This window comes from Leisingera sp. SS27, from assembly GCF_028368855.1.
Classification (GTDB): domain Bacteria; phylum Pseudomonadota; class Alphaproteobacteria; order Rhodobacterales; family Rhodobacteraceae; genus Leisingera.
In genome coordinates this window covers 1-18,323 of sequence record NZ_JAQNCY010000003.1, presented here as the reverse complement: position 1 = coordinate 18,323, position 18,323 = coordinate 1, and the positions used below count along the sequence as shown (strand labels likewise).

The following is an 18,323-nucleotide window of genomic DNA, read 5'->3' as shown; positions in this document are numbered from 1 at the left end:
ATGCTCCACACCTATGAAACCAACGGCGCCGCGATCTACGCCGAGAGCTTTGCCACCATCCGCCGCGAGGCCGATCTGGCTCGCTTCAGCAAGGACGAGGAAAGCGTTGTCGTGCGCATGATCCACGCCGCAGGCATGGTGGGGCTGGAAGAGCATGTGCGCTTCTCCGAAGGCATGGCCGAAACCGCCCGCGCAGCACTTGCCAACGGCGCGCCTATCCTCTGCGACGCTTACATGGTGTCCGAAGGCATCACCCGCCCGCGCCTGCCCGCGGACAACGAGGTGATCTGCACTTTGCGCGACCCGAAGGTGCCGGAGCTGGCCAAGGAAATGTCCAACACCCGCTCTGCCGCAGCCCTCGAACTGTGGCGTCCTAAACTGGAGGGCGCCGTGGTCGCCATCGGCAACGCCCCCACAGCGCTGTTCCACCTGCTGAACATGCTGAAGGACCCGTCCTGCCCCCGCCCTGCTGCCATCATCGGCTGCCCGGTGGGTTTTGTCGGCGCGATGGAATCCAAGGAGGCGCTGATGGAAGACCTCCCTGTACCGTCGATGATCGTGAAGGGCCGCTTGGGCGGCTCCGCCATCACCGTCGCAGCTATTAACGCGCTGGCAAGCTGGAAAGAGTAACGATGGGCAAAGTCATCTGCGCAGGGCTTGGCCCCGGTGATCCCGACCTGATGAGCGTGCGGTCGCACCGGCTGATCTCCGGCGCGCGCCACATCGCCTATTTCCGCAAGGCAGGACGCCAAGGCCAGGCCCGTGCCATCGTCGAGGGCATGCTGGCGGACGGCGTCACCGAACATGCGATGGAATATCCGGTAACGACCGAGATCCATTTCTCGGACCCCGAATACAATCGTGTTCTGGGCGAGTTTTATGACCAGTGGGCTGATACACTGGCCGAGATCGCAGAAGGCGAAGACGTGGTGGTGCTCTGCGAGGGCGACCCGTTTCTTTACGGCTCCTACATGCACCTCTACACCCGCCTGCAGGGCCGCGCGGAACAGGAGATTGTGCCTGGCATCACCGGCATGTCCGGCTGCTGGACCGCCTCCGGCCAGCCGATCACCTGGGGCGACGATGTGCTGACCGTGGCGATGGCCACCCTCAGCGAGGATGAACTGGCCAAACGCGCGTCCGAGACCGACGCGCTGGTGGTGATGAAGATCGGCCGCAACCTGCCCAAGCTGCGCCGCGCGCTGGAGCGTGCGGGCCGCGCGGATGACGCCTGGCTGGTCGAACGCGGCACCATGCCGGGGCAGACCGTGCAGAAGCTGTCCGAGATCCAAGGCGAGGTGCCCTATTTCTCCATCGTATTGGTGCACGGACAGGGGCGGCGGCCATGAGCAATACAAAAAATGGCTGGGTTGTGATTGCAGGGCTCGGCCCCGGCAACGAGGCGCTGGTGACGCTGGAAGTGAGCGGCGCCATCGGGGAAGCCACTGATATCGTCGGCTATATACCCTATGTGAAGCGCATCGCGCCGCGCGAGGGGCTGACCCTGCACGCCACCGACAACCGGGTCGAGGTGGACCGCGCCACCCATGCGCTGGAAATGGCGGCTGAGGGCAAGCGAGTGGTCGTAGTGTCCTCCGGCGATCCAGGGGTATTCGCGATGGCCTCTGCCGTGTTTGAGGCGCTGGAAAACGGCGCGGAAAGCCACCCCGAATGGCTGGAGCTGGAGATTAAGGTGCTGCCCGGCATTACCGCAATGCTGGCCGCTGCTGCTGCCATCGGCGCGCCTTTGGGGCATGATTTTGCGGCCATAAACCTCAGCGATAACCTGAAGCCCTGGAGCCTGATCGAAAAGCGTCTGCAGCTGGTGGGCGAGGCTGGTCTGGCGATGGCGTTTTACAACCCGCGCTCCAAGTCGCGGCCGCATCAGTTTGCCCGCGCGCTGGAAATCCTGCGCGCGGCCTGCGGCCAGGACACGCTGATCACCTTTGCCCGCGATGTGACAAAACCAGGACAGGAGCTGCTGACCGTGCCGCTGAAGGACGCGACACCCGAGATGGCCGACATGCGCACCGTGGTGATTGTCGGCAACCGAGACACCCGGCGGATTGGCAACTACGTCTATACCCCGCGTTACGCGGCCGAGGATTAAGTCGCGGAATGGGAAAGCCAAGCCATCACTTCTGCCACGCAGCCCTTGACGGGCCGTTCGGGCACCTGCGGTCTGCCGATCATGATGACCGGCAGGCCAAGGTCTCGCGCAGCAGTGAGCTTGGCCTCAGCGCCCGCGCCGCCTGCGTTCTTGGCGACCAAATGGGTGATGCCATGGCGCTGCATCAGCGCTGTGTCGCCCGCGACGTCAAACGGCCCGCGGGCGATTTCAACCGTGGTGCGCGGCAGCGGCAGAGGCGCCTCCGGCGCGTCCACCAAGCGCAGGAGGTAATGGTGCTGGGGCTTGGCCGCGAATTGCGCAAGGTTCTGCTTGCCGATGGCCAGAAACACCCGCGCCGGAGTATCGGGCAGGGCATTTACGGCACCCTCAATACTGTCCGCATGAACCCAGTAGTCACCCTCGCCCGCCTGCCAGGCCGGGCGTTCAAAGGCGCAAAGCGGCACCCCCGCCGCGTCGCAGGCGCGGACCGCATTGGTGCTCATCTGCGCCGCGAAGGGATGGGTTGCGTCAACCACATGGGTAATGCATTCGGCCTGCAAATAGGCCGCCAGTCCTTGCACGCCGCCAAAACCGCCAACACGGGTGGGCAGCGGCTGGCTGACCGGTTTGGCGGTGCGGCCCGCGTAGGAAAACACTGCATCCATATCCACGCTGGCCAAGGTCTTTGCCAGCGTCGAGGCCTCAGAGGTGCCGCCCAGAAGAAGGATGCGTGTCATGTCTGATGGCCTTTCCAAGCACTGGCTCACAATCGTTGGTCTGGGCGAAAATGGACTGGAAGGCCTGAGCGATGCAAGCCGGAAGGCGCTCGCGGAAGCTGAAGTTATTTTCGGCGGCCCGCGGCATCTGGAGCTGGCGGTTGCGGGCAGCAAAGGCCAGCCCTGGCCGGTGCCGTTCTCGACTGAGCCGGTGCTGGCGCTGCGCGGGCACAAAGTGGCTGTTCTCGCCTCCGGCGATCCGTTCTGGCATGGCGCCGGCGGCTCGCTGATGCGGGATCTGGCGCCCGATGAGTGGGTCTCGCACCCGGTGCCGTCCTGTTTCGCGCTGGCGGCCAACCGGCTGGGCTGGAAGCTGGAGGACGTCCTGTGCCTTGGCCTGCATGCCGCGCCTTATGCCCGGCTTCTGCCCCTGCTGGGGCGAGGTGTGCGGGTCATCTGCACCCTGCGGGACGGCAAGGCCCCGGCGGAGCTGGCGCAATGGCTGTTTGCACATGGTCAGCCTGATGCTGAACTGACCGTTTTGGAGCGGCTGGGCGGCCCCAGGGAACAGCTGCACCGCACCACTGCCGAAGGCTGGGATGTGCCGCCCGGGGGGGCGCCGGTCCTTATGGCCATCGAGGCCATGCGGCCCGGGCTGCCGCAGGCTTCGGGGCTGGCCGATGCGCATTTCATCAGCGACGGCCAGATCACGAAGCGTCCGGTCCGGGCGCTGACCCTGTCGGCGCTGGCCCCGCGCGCAGGTGAGCTGCTTTGGGACATCGGCGGCGGCTCTGGTTCTGTCTCGGTCGAGTGGTGCCTGGCGGCACGGGGCGCGCGCGCTATCACCTTTGAGCCGCGCGAGAACCGGCTGAAAAACATCAAGGCCAACGCCGCGGCGTTTGGGGTAGATCACCGGATGACCGCAGTGGCGGGCAAGGCACCGGATGTGCTGGACGGCCACCCCCTGCCCGATTGCGTGTTCATCGGCGGTGGCGGCTCGCAAGCATTGCTGGACCATTTGTGGGGCATCCTGCCCGCAGGCACAAGGCTGGTTGCCAATGGCGTCACACTGGAAACCGAGACCCTGCTGATGCAATCCCATGCCGCCCGTGGCGGGCATCTGCTGAAAGCAGAGATTGCCGAGGCAGGCCCGTTGGGATCAATGCGTGATTGGCGCCGGGCGCGGCCCGTAATTCAGTGGAGCGTCACGCGATGAAAGTGGCAGGCATCGGTTTTCGCAGTGCCGCCACGGCGGCGGATTTGCAAGCGGCTTTGGCGCTGACCGGCGCACAAGTGGATGCGCTGGCGTCCGTCACCGAGAAGGCACAAGCACCCGCCATGCAGGAGTTGGCGCGTAGCATCGGCCTGCCGGTGATTGCATTGCAGGAACAGGATATTGCCGGGGAGCAGACATTGACCTGCTCGCCAAGGATCAAAGCGCGGTTCGGCACCGGGTCGCTGGCGGAAGCCGCGGCGCTGGCCGGGGCGCGCCACGGGGTACCGGGCGCCGGGGCGCGCCTTCTCGCCCCCAGAGTTGTCACCGCGGATGGGCTTGCCACCGTGGCCATAGCAGAAAGACTTGAGCCATGACCGTTCACTTCATTGGCGCCGGACCGGGCGCTGCCGACCTTCTGACCCTGCGCGGGCGCGACATTATCGCCTCCTGCCCGGTGTGCCTGTACGCGGGCTCGCTGGTGCCGGAGGAAATCCTGAGCCACTGCCCGGCGGATGCGAAAATCGTGAACACCGCAGCAATGGATCTGGATGCCATTGTGGCAGAGATCAAGGCAGCGCATGAGGCAGGCCAGGACGTGGCGCGGCTGCATTCCGGCGACCTGTCGGTGTGGTCGGCCATGGGCGAGCAGATCCGCCGCCTGAAGGCCGAGGGCATCCCGGTCAGCGTCACCCCCGGCGTGCCATCCTTTGCCGCCGCGGCTGCGGCGCTGGGAACCGAACTGACCCTGCCGGGCCTGGGCCAATCTGTGGTGCTGACCCGCACGCCGGGGCGCGCCTCTTCCATGCCTGCAGATGAGTCGCTGGAGAATTTTGCGCGTACCGGGACCACGCTGGCGATCCACCTGTCGATCGGCAATCTGGACCATGTGGTGGACAGCCTGACGCCGCATTACGGTGCCGACTGTCCGGTGGCGGTGGTCTACCGCGCCAGCTGGCCGGATCAGCAGATCATCCGCGCCACTTTGGAAACCCTCAAAGAGTCGCTGGACGAAAAGATCTCCCGCACGGCCCTCATTCTGGTGGGACCGGTGCTGAAGGGCGAGGGCTTTGACGAAAGCTGTCTTTACTCCACCGACTACGACCGCCGCTACCGGCCGCAAAGCGCCGACAGCCCTTGGTCGAGCTGGAACCATGGCGACGACTGAGGGGAAACTACAATGACAAGCATGAACCCTCCCGGACTGATGATTTCGGCGCCCTCCTCGGGCACCGGCAAGACCACGGTCATGCTGGGCCTGTTGCGCGCGCTGGCAGAGGACGGCCTGACCGTGCAGCCCTACAAGAGCGGCCCGGATTATATCGACCCCGCCTTTCATCTCGCGGCGGCGAAGCGGCCCAGCTTTAACCTCGATACCTGGGCAATGGACGGCGGTCTGCTGGCTGCGGTCACTGCCCAGTCGGCAGGTGCCGAAATCTGCGTCGGCGAAGGCTCCATGGGGCTTTACGACGGTGTGGCAACACGCGGGCAATCGGGCTTTGGCTCCTCTGCCGAGACCGCAAAACGCATGGGCTGGCCTGTGGTGCTGGTCGTTGATGTGGGCGGTCAGGCGCAATCCGCCGCGGCCACCGCACTGGGGTTCAAGAATTACGATCCCGAACTGCCCTTTGCCGGGGTGATCCTGAACCGGGTTGCCAGCCCGCGGCATGAGCGGCTGACCCGGCTGGGAATGGAGAAGGCAGGCATCAAGGTGCTGGGTTCCCTGCCCCGGCGCGGTGACCTGACCCTGCCGGAGCGCCATCTGGGCCTGATCCAAGCGGTGGAGCATCCTGATCTGGAAGCCGCCATTGCAGGCTATGCCGCGTTTCTGCGCGAGCATGTGGATCTGGAGGCGATCAAGGCGGCGGCACTGGCCGGTCAAGCGCCTGTGCCCGCAAACCTGCCCAAGCCGCCCGCCCAGCGGATTGCGCTGGCGCGCGATGCGGCGTTCTCCTTCACCTACCCGCACCTGCTGGAAGGCTGGCGCGCGGCGGGGGCAGAAATACTGCCGTTCTCGCCGCTCGCTGATGAGGCACCCGCGGCGGACGCCGATCTGGTCTGGCTGCCCGGCGGCTACCCGGAGCTGCACGGGCCTGCCCTGGCGGCGGCAGAAACCTTCCGCGCCGGTGTCCGCAAGCACGCCGAGACCAAACCGGTGCATGGGGAATGCGGCGGCTACATGGCCCTTGGCGAGGCACTGATCGACAAGGCGGGCAACCGCCACCGAATGCTGGGCCTCCTGGGACTTGTAACCTCCTACGAGAAGCGCAAGTTCCACCTCGGTTACCGCCGCGCCATTTTGCAAGCAGGCATGCCGGGCTTCGGTGCGGGCACTGCGCTGCGCGGTCATGAGTTCCATTACTCCACCATTCTGGAAGAGCCCGACGCGCCGCTGGCAAATGTTATGGACGCGGACGGCAACCCGGTGCCGGAGACTGGCTCGATCAAGGGCAATGTGACCGGCACCTTCTTCCACCTGATCACGGGAGAGCAGGGATGAGCGGTTTTGTGAGCTTTGTCTCCTCCGGCCCCGGCGACCCGGAACTGCTGACGGTCAAGGCCGTGAAACGGCTGGAGGCCGCGGATGCTATCCTGTTTGACGACCTGTCGTCCGGCCCGATCCTGAGCCATGCCCGCGCGGATGCCGATCTGGTGGGTGTAGGCAAACGCGCCGGCCGCCCCTCGCCCAAACAGGACCATGTGAGCCAGCTGCTGGTCGATTACGCCCAGAGCGGTCTGAACGTGGTACGCCTGAAGTCCGGGGACTCCGGCGTCTTCGGACGGCTGGAAGAAGAGATGACTGCACTGCGCGAGGCCGGCATCGGGTTCGAGATCGTGCCCGGCGTCACCGCAGCCTCAGCGGCGGCAGCGGCGGCCAACATTCCGCTCACCCGGCGGCTGACAGCCCGGCGGCTGCAGTTCATCACTGGCCATGACGTGACCGGCGGTCTACCGGACGATCTGAACATGGCGGCGCTGGCCGACCCGCATGCCACAACCGTGGTCTATATGGGCAAAAGCACCTTTGCAGCGCTGGCGGAAAAGCTGATGGAAGCGGGCCTGCCCGCGGACACCCACGCGCTGGTGGCGCAGGGCGTTTCCACTCCTGAGCAGAAACTGTTCTGCCACACCGTGGGCGAGCTGCCGGCCGTCTTGCGCGCGATGGAGACTAAGGCGCCGGTGCTGATCCTGTACGGCCCTCTGGCCGATCAGGAGCTGCCCGGCGCATGAGCCTGCCCACTCTCACCCTGTGCCGCACCTGCCGAGACGCAGACCCTGCCCTGTTCGGACAGGCTGCTGCAGCGCTGGAGACGGCCGGGGTGCAGGCAAGGCTGCAGCAGGTGGACTGCATGTCCGGCTGCAAGCGGCCGCAGACGCTGGCGGTACGGCAAAGCGGCAAGACCGCCTACCTGTTCGGCGAGGTCACCGCGGCGGACCTGCCGGACATCCTGACTTTCCTGCGGATGTATCAAGACAGCGCCGACGGCAATTTCGCCGACGCACGGCCCCTGGGCAACCTGCGGTTCAAGGCGATTGCCCGCATTCCGGCCGATATTGGCTGATCCACCTGCTCTGTGACGCTGAAGCGCTCCGGATTGGCGGTTTCGTCCTTGACCGGAGCGAGCCGCACGGGGCAAAACAATCCGATACGGTGTCTGATAGTGCCTAAGCACTGGGACTGAAACGGGAATGAGGACGGTGGACCAAATCGCGGCACCGAAGCCTCAACCGCCCCCGCGACTGTGAGCGGCGAGCGGCCTTCCACTATCCACTGGCGCAAGCCGGGAAGGAGGAAGGCAGCAGCGACCCGCGAGTCAGGAGACCGGCCGTGTGGAAACGAAAACTTATGCCGTCGGGTGTGACGGTAAGGAGGACTAGAAATGACGACCAAGACGCTTAAGGCTTCCGCCGCTGGCACCAGTGTTCTTCCGGCACTGTTTGCAGTGGTTCTGGGGCTGGGGATCATCACGCTGACCGGCCATGTTCAGGCATCTGCCCTGCACGACGCCGCGCATGACGTGCGCCACGCAACCGGCTTCCCCTGCCACTAAGGCCATGTTCAGTCGCATTCTGACCAGCGGCCTGTTCGCTGGTGCTGCAGCAGGGCTGATTACCGCCCTGCTGCAGCTGTATTTCGTACAGCCCGTGCTGCTCCACGCCGAACTCTACGAGGGTGGCGAGCTGGTGCATTTCGGAGCTGACCCCGTAACCGCTCATCCCGACCTGCCCGGCCTGTTCGCCGAGCCGGTGCGCGATGGCCTCAGCATCATCTTCACCATGCTGACCTACACCGGCTATGCGCTGGTGATGGCGGCGCTGATGTCGGTGGCCGAGCGCCAGGGCCATGAGATCAACGCGCGCACCGGCCTCTTGTGGGGCCTGGCGGGGTTCATCACCTTCCACTTCGCGCCCGGCCTGTCGCTGGCGCCCGAGGTTCCCGGTGTCGCCGCTGCCGACGTGGGCGCGCGCCAGATCTGGTGGACCGTCACCGTGGCCGCCGCAGGCGTTGCCATGTGGCTGATCGCATTTGGCGGCAATCTGGTCAGCATCCTGATCGCGGCTCTGCTGCTTATGGGGCCGCATATCATCGGCGCGCCCGAGCCCGAGAGCTTCTCCGGCCCGGTCCCGACCGAGATCGGCGCCCTGTTTGCCGCCCGCGCTTTTGGCATCGGGATGACAGCCTGGGCTCTGCTGGGCAGCTTTGCCGGATACTTCTGGCAGGCAGAAGGCAAGCGTGCGGAAGCCGCGGCCTGACACGGCGCCCAGACACTCCCCGCCGGCCGCACCCGGCGGGGAATTTCTTTTTTCAGAGGATGAACAGATGTCCCGCTCTCTTGCCCTGTTTGCGATCGGCCTGGTGTTTGGCGGCGGCGCCGGTTTCGTGATTGCGGCCGGTAATGGCGTCACCTTCGACGGCCATGACCACGGCGCCCCCGCGCATCACGGCGGCGGCCATGCCGGAATGGCAGCGCATGACCACTCCCAATCGGTCAGCCTGCCCGCAGGCCCGGACGCTCCCAGCGTTGCCATCCAGCTGCACAAGGACCCGATGAGCGGCTGGAACCTGCAGGTCACGCCGCAGAACTTCCGCTTTGCCCCTGAAAACGCCTCCGCTGCGGACGTGGAAGGCGAAGGCCACGCGCATGTTTATGTGAACGGCGAGAAACTCGCCCGGCTCTACGCCAGCTGGATGCATATACCTGCCCTGCCGGAAGGCGCGGAAGTCAAGGTCTCGCTCAACACCAACAGCCACAGCGCGCTGCTGGTGGGCGGCCAGCCGGTGGAAGCGAAAATAACCGTTCCCGCAGGCGAAGGCTCCTGAGCCGTAAATCCCGGCTTGCAAGACAAATTGCACGGCCCCATAGAGGGCCGTGTTTTCATGTGAAAGGCCCCCGCCATGATTGAGCTTTCCCTGATCGGCATCGGCACCGGCAACCCGCAGCACATGACACTGCAGGCGATCGAGGCGCTGAACGCGCAGGATCTGATCCTGATCCCTAACAAGGGCGCGGGCAAGGACGACCTGGCGGGGCTCCGGCGCGAGATCTGCAACCAGACGATCCGGGGCGATGGCCCGAAGATTGTGGAATTTGCCCTGCCGGTGCGCGACGAAGCTACCCAGAGCTACCGCAAGCGGGTGGACGACTGGCACGACGCCATTGCGGAAATCTGGTGGCAGAACATCACCGAGAACCTGCCAGAGGGTGGCAAGGCCGGGTTCTTGGTTTGGGGCGACCCGTCGCTTTATGACAGCACCATGCGGATCGCAGAGCGGCTGCAGAAACTAGCCGAAATCAAGCTGACGGTGATCCCGGGCATCACCTCAATCCAAGCACTGACCGCGGCGCATGCGATCCCTGTCAACGAGATCGGCGCCCCCTTCACCATCACCACCGGACGGCAGCTGCGTGAAACCGGCTGGCCGGACAGCGCCGATACGCTGGTCATCATGCTGGACGGGGAATGCTCCTTTCAGGCGATCGACCCGAAAGGGGTGGAAATCTTCTGGACCGCCTATGCGGGAATGGAGAACCAGGTTTCCATATCCGGTTCTCTGGCTAGCGTTACCGGCCAGATCATCAAAACTCGCGCTGAAGCGCGCACCTTGCACGGGTGGATCATGGATATCTACTTGCTGAGACGGGAATGACCGCGCTCTCAGGGATGGTGTGAGCCCTTGCGGGCAACCTGTATGCCCACACAAACGCGCGGCTCCGAAATTCTGGACAATGAACTCTACAACAGCCGGCTGCTCTGGAACCGGATTCGCTGCGTCGAGGGTCCGCAAACAGGCAAACGGGTCTCGTGAACTTCGTCCCGATTTCAGGAAATCTGGGTAAATTCCCGCTGTCCACGAAAGGAGCAAGGAATGGGACAATCGAGACGGACGTTTACGGATTGATCAGCCCCGGCCCGGACAGCGCGCGGCTTGTCCTCCTCCCCCCGGTCCCAGATCATGTCTCCGACAAGGCCAGCTTCAAGAGCGACAATCTGCGCCATCGAGCAATCCGTTCAAAGTTGCGCATTTGCGACTATACTATGCCGGTAAGTCTGGAATTTCCTTTACCCACTCAGCGTTGGCTGCTCGGAGAATCGCTTTCGTAACTCCCGAAAACGGAGCCTCGGGGCTTGCAGCAGCCTTAACTTCAGCAGCAAGCTTCTTCACAATGTTAGACATAATTGCTTTCTCCTAGTTCACCTCAGATTCAATGTAAGCGTTGCTTCTGCCCCCCTAATCAGCCACCGCTCAACTGATTAGCGCCATAGCATACTGCCCGAAATACGAGGTAGCAGCCATGGGACACTTTCCGAAATCATTTACAGCCTATGGGTTCACAATCGAAGTCCATGCCGGAGGCCGCCGAGTCTGGCCTCAGAGCTTCAAGAGGTTCGTGAATGAGAAGCTCGACAACGGCGAGTTGATCCTGGCTGACGTCATTAAGGAATGCAACGTCTCGCAATCGCTCGTCTACAAGTGGCGCGCCGACGTCAAAGCTTCGCGGATCAGGAAGACAACAGAGACGGAAGACGCCTTTTTCTCTGAAATCGCGATTCAAAATGATGGGCCAATGGAAACCTGCGTCAATTCCGTCGCCAGTGTAACACTGCGCGGGCGCGAAATCGAAATTTCGCTGCCATCGACGTATCCAGTCGATGACTTGATCAAGGTTATTCTCTCTTTGGAGGCCCGTGCATGATTTCGCCCTCCGGTAATTTCAAACTCTACTTGGCCTCCAAGCCCGTCAATTTTCGAAAAGGCATGGATGGTTTGGCCGCTATCGTTATGAACGAATTTGAACTGGCCCCCTTCAACGGCGCGGTTTTCATCTTTCGATCTAAGACAGCTGACCGAATGAAGATCATCGTTCGGGACGGCACCGGCCTTGTAATGACCTAAAAGCGGATTGAAGGGGCAGGCTTTGTGTGGCCCCAAATGACCGATGGCGTCATCACCATCAATCGATCCCAGTTCGAAACGCTGTTCGAGGGGTTGGATTGGCAGCGGGTTGTCCCGCGAAAAACGAGGAAACCGAAGGCAGCATGTCCCTCGATCAGCCGTGCAGCTTCTTTCTCTTTGCCGGGGCGGGATCGGGCAAAACGCGCGCTCTCAAGGACGCACTGGAGGAGTTGGACACACAGGCCCTGACCACCTTGCGCAAACATTGCCGCAAGATCGGCGTGATCACCTATGCCAACACCGCCGCAGATGAGATCACGCGCCGCGTCAAGGCCGATCCGGTGTTTCAGGTGCAGACCATCCACAGCTTCGCTTGGTCGCTTATCGAGGGACGCACGGCGGATATTAGGGGCTGGCTGGAGAGCCGCTTGCAGACAGAGATCGCCGAGATCCAGGCAGCCCATGCAAAGGGCCGGGCGGGCACCGACGCCCATGACAAACGCGTCAAGAAGATGGCCTCCAAGACAAAGCGGCTGGAGCGCCTGGCCGAGATCCGCGCCTTCACCTACGCGCCCGTGGGGGACAATTTCGGCCGCGATGCGCTGCAACATACCTAGGTCGTCGCGCTCGCCGCGCATTTCCTGACTGAAAGCGAGACATTCTGGTCGTGTTGCGGTTTGATGCCGCTCCTTTGATAGCATTTATTGCACCAAAGGAGACAAGCTATGGGAACGAAACGGACGGACGAATTCCGCGCTGATGCGGTGCGGATCGCGCTGACCAGCGGACTGACATGCAAACAGGTGGCGTCTGATTTGGGTGTCGGCGTATCGACACTGAACAAGTGGATCACGACGCAGCGCGATACGGAAATGGTGCCGGACAAAGACCTGGACCTTGCCCGCGAGAATGAGCGGCTTCGACGCGAGAACCGTATTCTCAAGGAGGAGAGGGATATTCTAAAAAAGGCCACAGCCTTCTTCGCGAGCCAAAAGCCATGAGGTTTCGGTTCATTGAGGAGCATGGCCGAGGCCTCCCGACCAGCCGCCTTTGTCGGGTTATGAATGTCAGCGAACGAGGCTTGCGCGCCTATCGCAGCCGTCCCGCCAGCCGAAGGCAGCGAACCGACATGGTTATTCTGGCCCACATCAAGGAACAATCCCGTCTCAGCCTGGGGAGCTACGGCCGCCCGAGGATGACTGAAGAGTTGAAGGAACTTGGCCTGAACGTCGGACACCGTCGCGTCGGGCGCTTGATGCGCGAGAACGGAATACGGGTCGAACGCTCAAAGAAATACAAGGTAACGACCGACAGTAATCATGCCTTCAACATTGCGCCGAACCTTTTGAACCGGGACTTCTCAGCGGATCAGCCCAACCAGAAATGGGCGGGCGACATCAGCTATGTCTGGACACGGGAAGGCTGGCTCTATCTTGCCGTGATTTTGGATTTGCATTCCCGGCGTGTCATCGGCTGGGCCGTGAGCAATCGCATGAAGCGCGACCTGGCGATCCGGGCATTGAAGATGGCCGTCGCATTGAGACGGCCACCGAAGGGCTGCATCCATCATACGGACCGCGGCAGCCAGTACTGCTCGCACGACTATCAGAAGACCCTGCGCCAGCATGGGTTCCAGGCGTCGATGAGCGGGAAGGGCAATTGCTATGACAACTCTGCTGTCGAAACATTCTTCAAAACAATCAAAGCCGAGTTGATCTGGCGCAGGTCATGGCCAACACGCCGAGACGCTGAAATGGCCATCTTCCAGTACATCAACGGCTTCTACAATCCGCGCCGACGGCACTCAGCATTGGGTTGGAAAAGCCCGGTCGCATTCGAACGGAAAGTGGCATAAACGAGCACCAGGAGCGGCACGAAAACGGGACACGTACATTCCAGAAGATCGTTCTGGGGCGCTACCCGTTCATCCTGATCGACGAGAGCCAGGACACGATTAAACCATTGATGGAGGCGCTTTTGACCTTCGAGGCGCGCCATCGCGGCCGCATCGCCCTAGGGTTGCTCGGGGACACGATGCAGCGCACTTACACTGATGGTTTGCGCGATCTCGACCAAAGGGTGGGGGATTTCGCGCAACCCGCCAAACAGATGAACCACCGCAGCTGCGCGCGGATCGTGGACTTGGCGAATGCGATCAGGCGCGACGATGATGGCCGCCAGCAGCGTGCGCGCGAAGACAAACCGGGTGGCACCGTGCGCGTCTTTCTTGCGCCAAGCGAGGGCACGGATCGCGCGGCATTTGAAGCTTGGACCCGGGCGGAAATGGCCCGCATCACCGAAGACCGCGCATGGCAGGACGCGGAGGCGATCAAGACCCTGACGATCGAGCGTCACATGGCTGCCGCACGTCTTGGCTTTAGTGAGCTGTTTGGGCCCCTGAGCAAACCTGACAAGCTAAAGGACGGGTTCGCGATGGCACCTTGCCCGCGATGCGGCTTTTCACCCACCGGGTCTTTCCTTTGGTGACGGCACAAAGGAATGGGGACGCCCTTGCTGCTTTGGCGGTGCTGCGCGACGGCTCACCGCTGGTCGATAAGAGAGATATCCGGGCGGCGCGCGGGCCAAGCCTCTGGCCTTGACGCGGCGCGGGCGGGTGTCGCGGCGCTGATGACGCTATTTAAGGACGAACGGGATCCGAGTTGTGCCGAAGTGTTAGCGGTGGTGGCCGAGCACCGGCTGTTCCCGATCCCAGATCAGCTTCGGCCCTGTTTGCCTGACAACAGTCCCGTGGCCCAGGACATGGCCGACATTCTTGCCGAGCTTGGTCCCACTTTTTACGAGCAGGGCCTGACTACGCCCGAGGACACACCACCCATAGCAACCACCATCACCGAGGCCTGTACGCAAGCAATTGCCGCCCCGTTTTCCCAGGTGGCACGCTACCTCGACTATGTCGAAGACCGCAGCCCCTATGGCACCCACCAAGGGGTTAAGGGGCTCGAGTTTCCTCGGGTCATGGTGATCGCCGACGATGTGCACACACGCTTCAAGGGCCGTGCCTCTTACGAGACGCTGTTCGAGGTGAAGCCCTTGGGCCGAACCGCACAGAAAAAGGCGGACGAGGGCGAGGAAACCACGATCGAGTAAACCCGCCGCTTGCTCTATGCCACGTGCACTCGTGCAGAAAAGAGCCTCGCGCTTGTGCTCTATTCCGAGGCTCCGGACACGATCCACAGGTTTCTGATTTCCAATGGATGGATGGCCGAGGACGAGGTCGTGATGACTGCGTCCGGCGGGGCCTAGAGGACGGTTCCGTACGAGTTTCGGCGACAAAGCAAAATCTGGGTCGTCCGATCGGCACTATGCGCGCGGAAGAGTGCGATCAGATCTTTCGCGGGAAACCGAAGCAGGCTGTGGGCGCGCGAGCGCGCTACCTATAGTTGACAACCCGAACTGAGCGACATATCTAATTGTGCATGCAAGGAGGTCTTGCATGCACATTGATATCGCGGAGGTCGCGCTATGACACAGGTCACGCTTTCAGTGATCATTGGACGGTTTCAGCCTTTTCACAAAGGGCACCGTCAGCTGTTCGAACATGCTTCACAAATCTCAGATCAAACGTTGACGCTGATCGGATCGGCTTTCCGGCCGAGATCAGAGAAGAACGCGTTCAAATGGACGGAACGGGCGGACTTCATCACCACAGCTATGAAATCTGCTGGTTGCACGGCGGACATCACATACCTCCCGCTGATCGATACTCTGTATGACGACAAGACCTGGGCAGGCAATGTGCGCACGGCGATTGATCTTCACTTAAGAACCCAAGGGATTGCGCGGGCGGATGCCCGGATTGTTCTGGTCGGGCATGATAAGGATGAAAGCAGCCGCTACTTGCGCTGGTTTCCGGAGCTCGAAGCTGTCTCAGTAGAGGCGGAACGCAACGGATCCACTGTTTTGAATGCCACCGACATGCGCGCCGGGCTGTTCCTGGATAAAGCTCCCGTTGCGAAATTGCGTGACACCTTCGGTGCGGTTGAAACCGATCAGGTTGTTTCATGGATGGAGCAAAACACAGGCGCGGTGGCTCAAATCCGCGCAGAGGCGGCGTATAATCAGGCCTATCGCGAGAACTACCGAAAGGCAGTTGCCGCGTTTGGACATGAAATCCCTGCGGACTGCGCCGATGCGGTGGTGGTCCAGAACGGGCATATTCTGCTGGTCGAACGGGCCAAGGCTCCGGGGCAAGGACTGTATGCTTTGCCTGGCGGGCACCTCCAGAAAGAAACTGCGCAAGAGGCAGCAATCCGCGAGCTGATCGAGGAAACCCGCCTGAACATTCCGCGCAAGCTGCTGGAGGGCCGGATCGCCGCGCGGCAGGTGTTCGACCACCCGGATCGCTCCGAACGAGGCTGGGTGCGCACCGAAGCGTTCAAGTTCGAGCTGATTGATGGCAAGGCGCAGGAAAAGGTCAAAGGCGCGGATGACGCCAAACGCGCCTTCTGGATGCCGGTCAATCAGCTGACCCCGGATGTGATGTTCGAAGATCACTTCGACATCATTCAGGCATTGGTGCCCAATGTGCCCTTTGCCTATTCTTCGGTTCTGATGAGCCGGATGCACTGAATTCATCGGCCCCGCCGGGGCCATGATCCCCAGCCTGCCGGGAGGTCCGGTACGGCTTCACATATCCAATCCAAGGAGGACTGGAGCCATGATGATGCAAACATCAAATTTTGCAAACAGTGTTGCTACGGGCAATTTCCTGCTCGACACGGACAGCTACAAATACAGCCACCCCAAGCAATTTCCCGAAGGCACTGAACAGGTCTTTGCCTATATCGAGCCGCGCCGACCCGATGGTGAGATCGATGAGGTCCTGTTTTTCGGCCTTCAGGCTGAACTGGTGAAGCTGGAAGGGCGCATCGTCACCCAAGCCATGCTGGACGAGGCCACCCCCTTTATCGAAGCCCACGGCCTTTCGCTCTATGTCGAAATGTTTCAGCACATCATTGATGCGCACGACGGGCTTTTGCCCGTGCAGATTGACGCCCTGGCGGAAGGAACGATTGCCCCGGTCTCGATCCCGCAGGTCAGAATTGTGAATACCGATCCCAAATGCTGGGCCTTGCCCGGCTTTCTGGAAACCCGGTTCCTTCGGGCCGTCTGGTATCCCAGCACCGTCGCGACCATTTCAAACTACGTTGTACGGCAAATCCGGGACCGCCTGATCCGCACGGATGGCAGCGACGAAGGCCTTGCCTTCAAACTGCACGACTTCGGTGCGCGCGGTGCCACCAGCGCCGAAAGTGCTGCAATCGGCGGAGCTGCGCATTTGGTGAATTCGATGGGCACCGACACAGTGGGCGGGCTTGTACTTGCCCGCAACGTTTACGGTGCCGGCATGGCCGGTTTCTCGATCCCTGCGACAGAGCACAGCACCGTGACCTCTTTCGGTGCGGATGGAGAGCTAGACTTCATGCGGCAGTTCCTTGCGGACAACCCCCAAGGGATCATCGCCTGTGTTTCGGACAGCTACGATCTGATGCGGGCGGTGCGGGAGTATTGGGGCACTGAGCTGCGCGACACGGTATTGGCCCGTGACGGGGTGCTTGTCATACGCCCCGACAGCGGCGACCCGTTGCAGATCGTGCCCGATGTGATCGAGGCGCTGATGGAGAGGTTCGGCTATTCCTTGACCCCGAACAATTTCCGTATCCTGCCCAGCCAGGTGCGGGTGATCCAGGGCGACGGGGTGAACAAGACCTCTATTGTCCGGATCATGGACCGGATGATTGAGCGAGGCCTTGCCATTGGCAACATCGCTTTTGGCATGGGCGCAGGCCTGCTGCAGAAACTGGATCGGGATACGTTCTCATACTCGATGAAAAGCTCGGCCATCTGTGTGAACGGGGAATGGCGCGACGTCTTCAAAGACCCGATCACTGCCGCGGGCAGCAAAACCTCGAAGAAAGGGCGTCTTGGTGTGATGGAAACAGATGCGGGCAAGTTTGTGGTTCGCCCATACGGTAACATCCCGTCCGGCCACGACGCGCTGAAAACAGTTTTCCGGGATGGCGAGATCATCGCGCGTCAGAGTTTTGAAGCCATTCGGAAACGCGTTGGCCTGATCGCATAGTTGCAACCCTGCCAAGTCCGCCTTGTTTTGCAGGGCGGCCTTGGCCTTCTCCACAAAAAACCTCAATTCCGTTTGGATGCTGATCTCGTGGTGAAAGTCTGCCTTTGAGAAGCTGCATTGCAGCGTTGGCGCTCATGGCGAACGTCGGTTCAGGGCCGCAAAGTGCGCAAATTTGAGTTCTCGTATTGGCGCATAGCGCCAATACAGGCTTTAGAGGCCTATGTCTGAAGACGCCAAATAAGGGGTCGGATGCAACGCTTACGAGTCAATCAGTTCACGAATCTGATCGACTTTTTCACGGCGGGAGTTCCAGATTCCTTGGCGGCGCTTGATAAGTCGTTCGTCCTCAAGGTTACTCGAGCCTGTCGGCGTGGTACCGGGAGCTGATCGAAGATCTGGCCGGGTCCCTGAATGCGCCAGAGGTGCGGCGGGAGGCGACCGCGTCGCTGCGGGCGCTGATTTCAGAGGTGCGGATGGTTCCGGACGGTACTGCGCCGGGCGGTCATCAGCTTGAACTTGTTGGGGCACAGGCCTGGATCTGACGCTGGAGGGGGATCTGGCCGGGCTGCTGCGTCTTGCGGCCGGAGCGGAGGGTCCGAACACGTCGAAGGCCCCGGACAGTCCATCCGAAGCCTTTGATATTTCTGAGGAAATTGTGTTGGTTGCGGGAGCAGGATTTGAACCTGCGACCTTCAGGTTATGAGCCTGACGAGCTACCTGGCTGCTCCATCCCGCGTCAGGTGTTATTGTATCGTTTAGAGAGATGTTGGATTTTACTAGGT

Annotated in this window: 21 protein-coding genes, 1 tRNA gene, 1 pseudogene and 1 riboswitch; of the genes and pseudogenes, 21 read left to right on the top strand and 2 right to left on the bottom strand. The window is 61.9% G+C overall.

Going from position 1 to position 18,323, the window contains the following annotated elements; all coding sequences use genetic code 11:
- From N6L27_RS08060 to cobJ, 3 genes are read left to right on the top strand one after another with little or no spacing between them, the layout of a single operon-like run.
- Window positions 1–630, top strand: coding sequence for a precorrin-8X methylmutase (locus tag N6L27_RS08060; RefSeq protein WP_271906730.1), 630 nt, complete (start codon window positions 1–3; stop codon window positions 628–630).
- Between the two features lie 2 nt (window positions 631–632).
- Window positions 633–1,349, top strand: a complete 717-nt coding sequence (locus N6L27_RS08055; protein WP_271906729.1) for a precorrin-2 C(20)-methyltransferase — start codon at window positions 633–635, stop codon at window positions 1,347–1,349.
- Window positions 1,346–2,110 (top strand): precorrin-3B C(17)-methyltransferase, encoded by a 765-nt coding sequence (gene cobJ / locus N6L27_RS08050; RefSeq protein WP_271906728.1) that lies wholly within the window; start codon window positions 1,346–1,348, stop codon window positions 2,108–2,110. The genes N6L27_RS08055 and cobJ overlap by 4 nt, the downstream gene beginning before the upstream one ends.
- On the opposite strand, the gene N6L27_RS08045 is transcribed toward cobJ, so the two are convergent.
- A complete protein-coding gene (locus N6L27_RS08045; protein WP_271906727.1) occupies window positions 2,107–2,847 on the bottom strand; it encodes a cobalt-precorrin-6A reductase in 741 nt (246 codons plus the stop codon). The genes cobJ and N6L27_RS08045 overlap by 4 nt on opposite strands.
- Here N6L27_RS08045 and cbiE point away from each other — a divergent pair.
- The 18 genes and pseudogenes from cbiE (at window position 2,846) to N6L27_RS07955 (ending at window position 17,541) form a co-directional block, all read left to right on the top strand.
- The gene (gene cbiE, locus N6L27_RS08040) at window positions 2,846–4,042 is read left to right on the top strand and encodes a precorrin-6y C5,15-methyltransferase (decarboxylating) subunit CbiE (protein ID WP_271906726.1); all 1,197 of its coding nucleotides are present in this window, start codon (window positions 2,846–2,848) and stop codon (window positions 4,040–4,042) included. The genes N6L27_RS08045 and cbiE overlap by 2 nt on opposite strands.
- Window positions 4,039–4,416, top strand: a complete 378-nt coding sequence (locus N6L27_RS08035; RefSeq protein ID WP_271906725.1) for a cobalamin biosynthesis protein — start codon at window positions 4,039–4,041, stop codon at window positions 4,414–4,416. The genes cbiE and N6L27_RS08035 overlap by 4 nt, the downstream gene beginning before the upstream one ends.
- Window positions 4,413–5,207, top strand: coding sequence for a precorrin-4 C(11)-methyltransferase (cobM, locus tag N6L27_RS08030; protein ID WP_271906724.1), 795 nt, complete (start codon window positions 4,413–4,415; stop codon window positions 5,205–5,207). The genes N6L27_RS08035 and cobM overlap by 4 nt, the downstream gene beginning before the upstream one ends.
- A gap of 12 nt (window positions 5,208–5,219) precedes the next feature.
- Complete coding sequence (locus N6L27_RS08025; protein ID WP_271906723.1) at window positions 5,220–6,539, top strand: cobyrinate a,c-diamide synthase; 1,320 nt, start codon at window positions 5,220–5,222, stop codon at window positions 6,537–6,539.
- A complete protein-coding gene (cobA, locus tag N6L27_RS08020) occupies window positions 6,536–7,270 on the top strand; it encodes a uroporphyrinogen-III C-methyltransferase (RefSeq protein ID WP_271906722.1) in 735 nt (244 codons plus the stop codon). Before N6L27_RS08025 ends, cobA begins: the two co-directional genes overlap by 4 nt.
- Window positions 7,267–7,602, top strand: a complete 336-nt coding sequence (locus N6L27_RS08015; RefSeq protein WP_271906721.1) for a DUF1636 family protein — start codon at window positions 7,267–7,269, stop codon at window positions 7,600–7,602. The genes cobA and N6L27_RS08015 overlap by 4 nt, the downstream gene beginning before the upstream one ends.
- 70 nt (window positions 7,603–7,672) lie before the next feature.
- A riboswitch (cobalamin riboswitch) is annotated at window positions 7,673–7,885 on the top strand.
- Between the two features lie 35 nt (window positions 7,886–7,920).
- Window positions 7,921–8,091, top strand: coding sequence for a CbtB domain-containing protein (locus tag N6L27_RS08010; protein ID WP_222480730.1), 171 nt, complete (start codon window positions 7,921–7,923; stop codon window positions 8,089–8,091).
- 4 nt (window positions 8,092–8,095) lie between these two features.
- Window positions 8,096–8,794: a CbtA family protein gene (locus tag N6L27_RS08005; RefSeq protein ID WP_271906720.1), complete on the top strand. Its 699-nt coding sequence runs from the start codon at window positions 8,096–8,098 to the stop codon at window positions 8,792–8,794.
- Between the two features lie 67 nt (window positions 8,795–8,861).
- The gene (locus N6L27_RS08000; protein ID WP_271906719.1) at window positions 8,862–9,362 is read left to right on the top strand and encodes a hypothetical protein; all 501 of its coding nucleotides are present in this window, start codon (window positions 8,862–8,864) and stop codon (window positions 9,360–9,362) included.
- Between the two features lie 75 nt (window positions 9,363–9,437).
- A complete protein-coding gene (gene cobF, locus N6L27_RS07995) occupies window positions 9,438–10,190 on the top strand; it encodes a precorrin-6A synthase (deacetylating) (RefSeq protein WP_271906718.1) in 753 nt (250 codons plus the stop codon).
- 742 nt (window positions 10,191–10,932) lie between these two features.
- Entirely contained in the window at window positions 10,933–11,238 is a 306-nt protein-coding gene (locus tag N6L27_RS07990; protein ID WP_271906717.1) for a hypothetical protein, read from the top strand.
- Window positions 11,235–11,687 (top strand): annotated as a pseudogene (tnpB, locus tag N6L27_RS23240) (IS66 family insertion sequence element accessory protein TnpB). Before N6L27_RS07990 ends, tnpB begins: the two are co-directional and overlap by 4 nt.
- Window positions 11,582–12,055, top strand: coding sequence for a UvrD-helicase domain-containing protein (locus N6L27_RS07980; RefSeq protein WP_271906715.1), 474 nt, complete (start codon window positions 11,582–11,584; stop codon window positions 12,053–12,055). The pseudogene tnpB and the gene N6L27_RS07980 overlap by 106 nt, the downstream one beginning before the upstream one ends.
- 108 nt (window positions 12,056–12,163) lie before the next feature.
- Window positions 12,164–13,293 (top strand): IS3 family transposase gene (locus N6L27_RS07975; RefSeq protein ID WP_271906714.1). Its coding sequence is split into 2 segments (ribosomal slippage): window positions 12,164–12,407 and window positions 12,407–13,293, totalling 1,131 coding nucleotides; the frame shifts between segments, so codons are not numbered across the junction.
- Complete coding sequence (locus N6L27_RS07970; protein WP_271906713.1) at window positions 13,254–13,925, top strand: hypothetical protein; 672 nt, start codon at window positions 13,254–13,256, stop codon at window positions 13,923–13,925. Before N6L27_RS07975 ends, N6L27_RS07970 begins: the two co-directional genes overlap by 40 nt.
- Before the next feature lie 273 nt (window positions 13,926–14,198).
- Entirely contained in the window at window positions 14,199–14,546 is a 348-nt protein-coding gene (locus N6L27_RS07965) for a hypothetical protein (RefSeq protein ID WP_271906712.1), read from the top strand.
- Window positions 14,547–14,921: 375 nt separating this feature from the next.
- Window positions 14,922–16,028 carry an NUDIX domain-containing protein gene (locus N6L27_RS07960; RefSeq protein ID WP_271906711.1) on the top strand — a complete coding sequence of 369 codons (1,107 nt, stop codon included), beginning with the start codon at window positions 14,922–14,924 and terminating at the stop codon, window positions 16,026–16,028.
- Between the two features lie 88 nt (window positions 16,029–16,116).
- A complete protein-coding gene (locus N6L27_RS07955; protein ID WP_271906710.1) occupies window positions 16,117–17,541 on the top strand; it encodes a nicotinate phosphoribosyltransferase in 1,425 nt (474 codons plus the stop codon).
- Between the two features lie 659 nt (window positions 17,542–18,200).
- Here the strand turns inward: N6L27_RS07955 and N6L27_RS07950 are convergent.
- Window positions 18,201–18,277 (bottom strand) — tRNA-Met (locus N6L27_RS07950).
- Window positions 18,278–18,323: the final 46 nt, after the last annotated feature.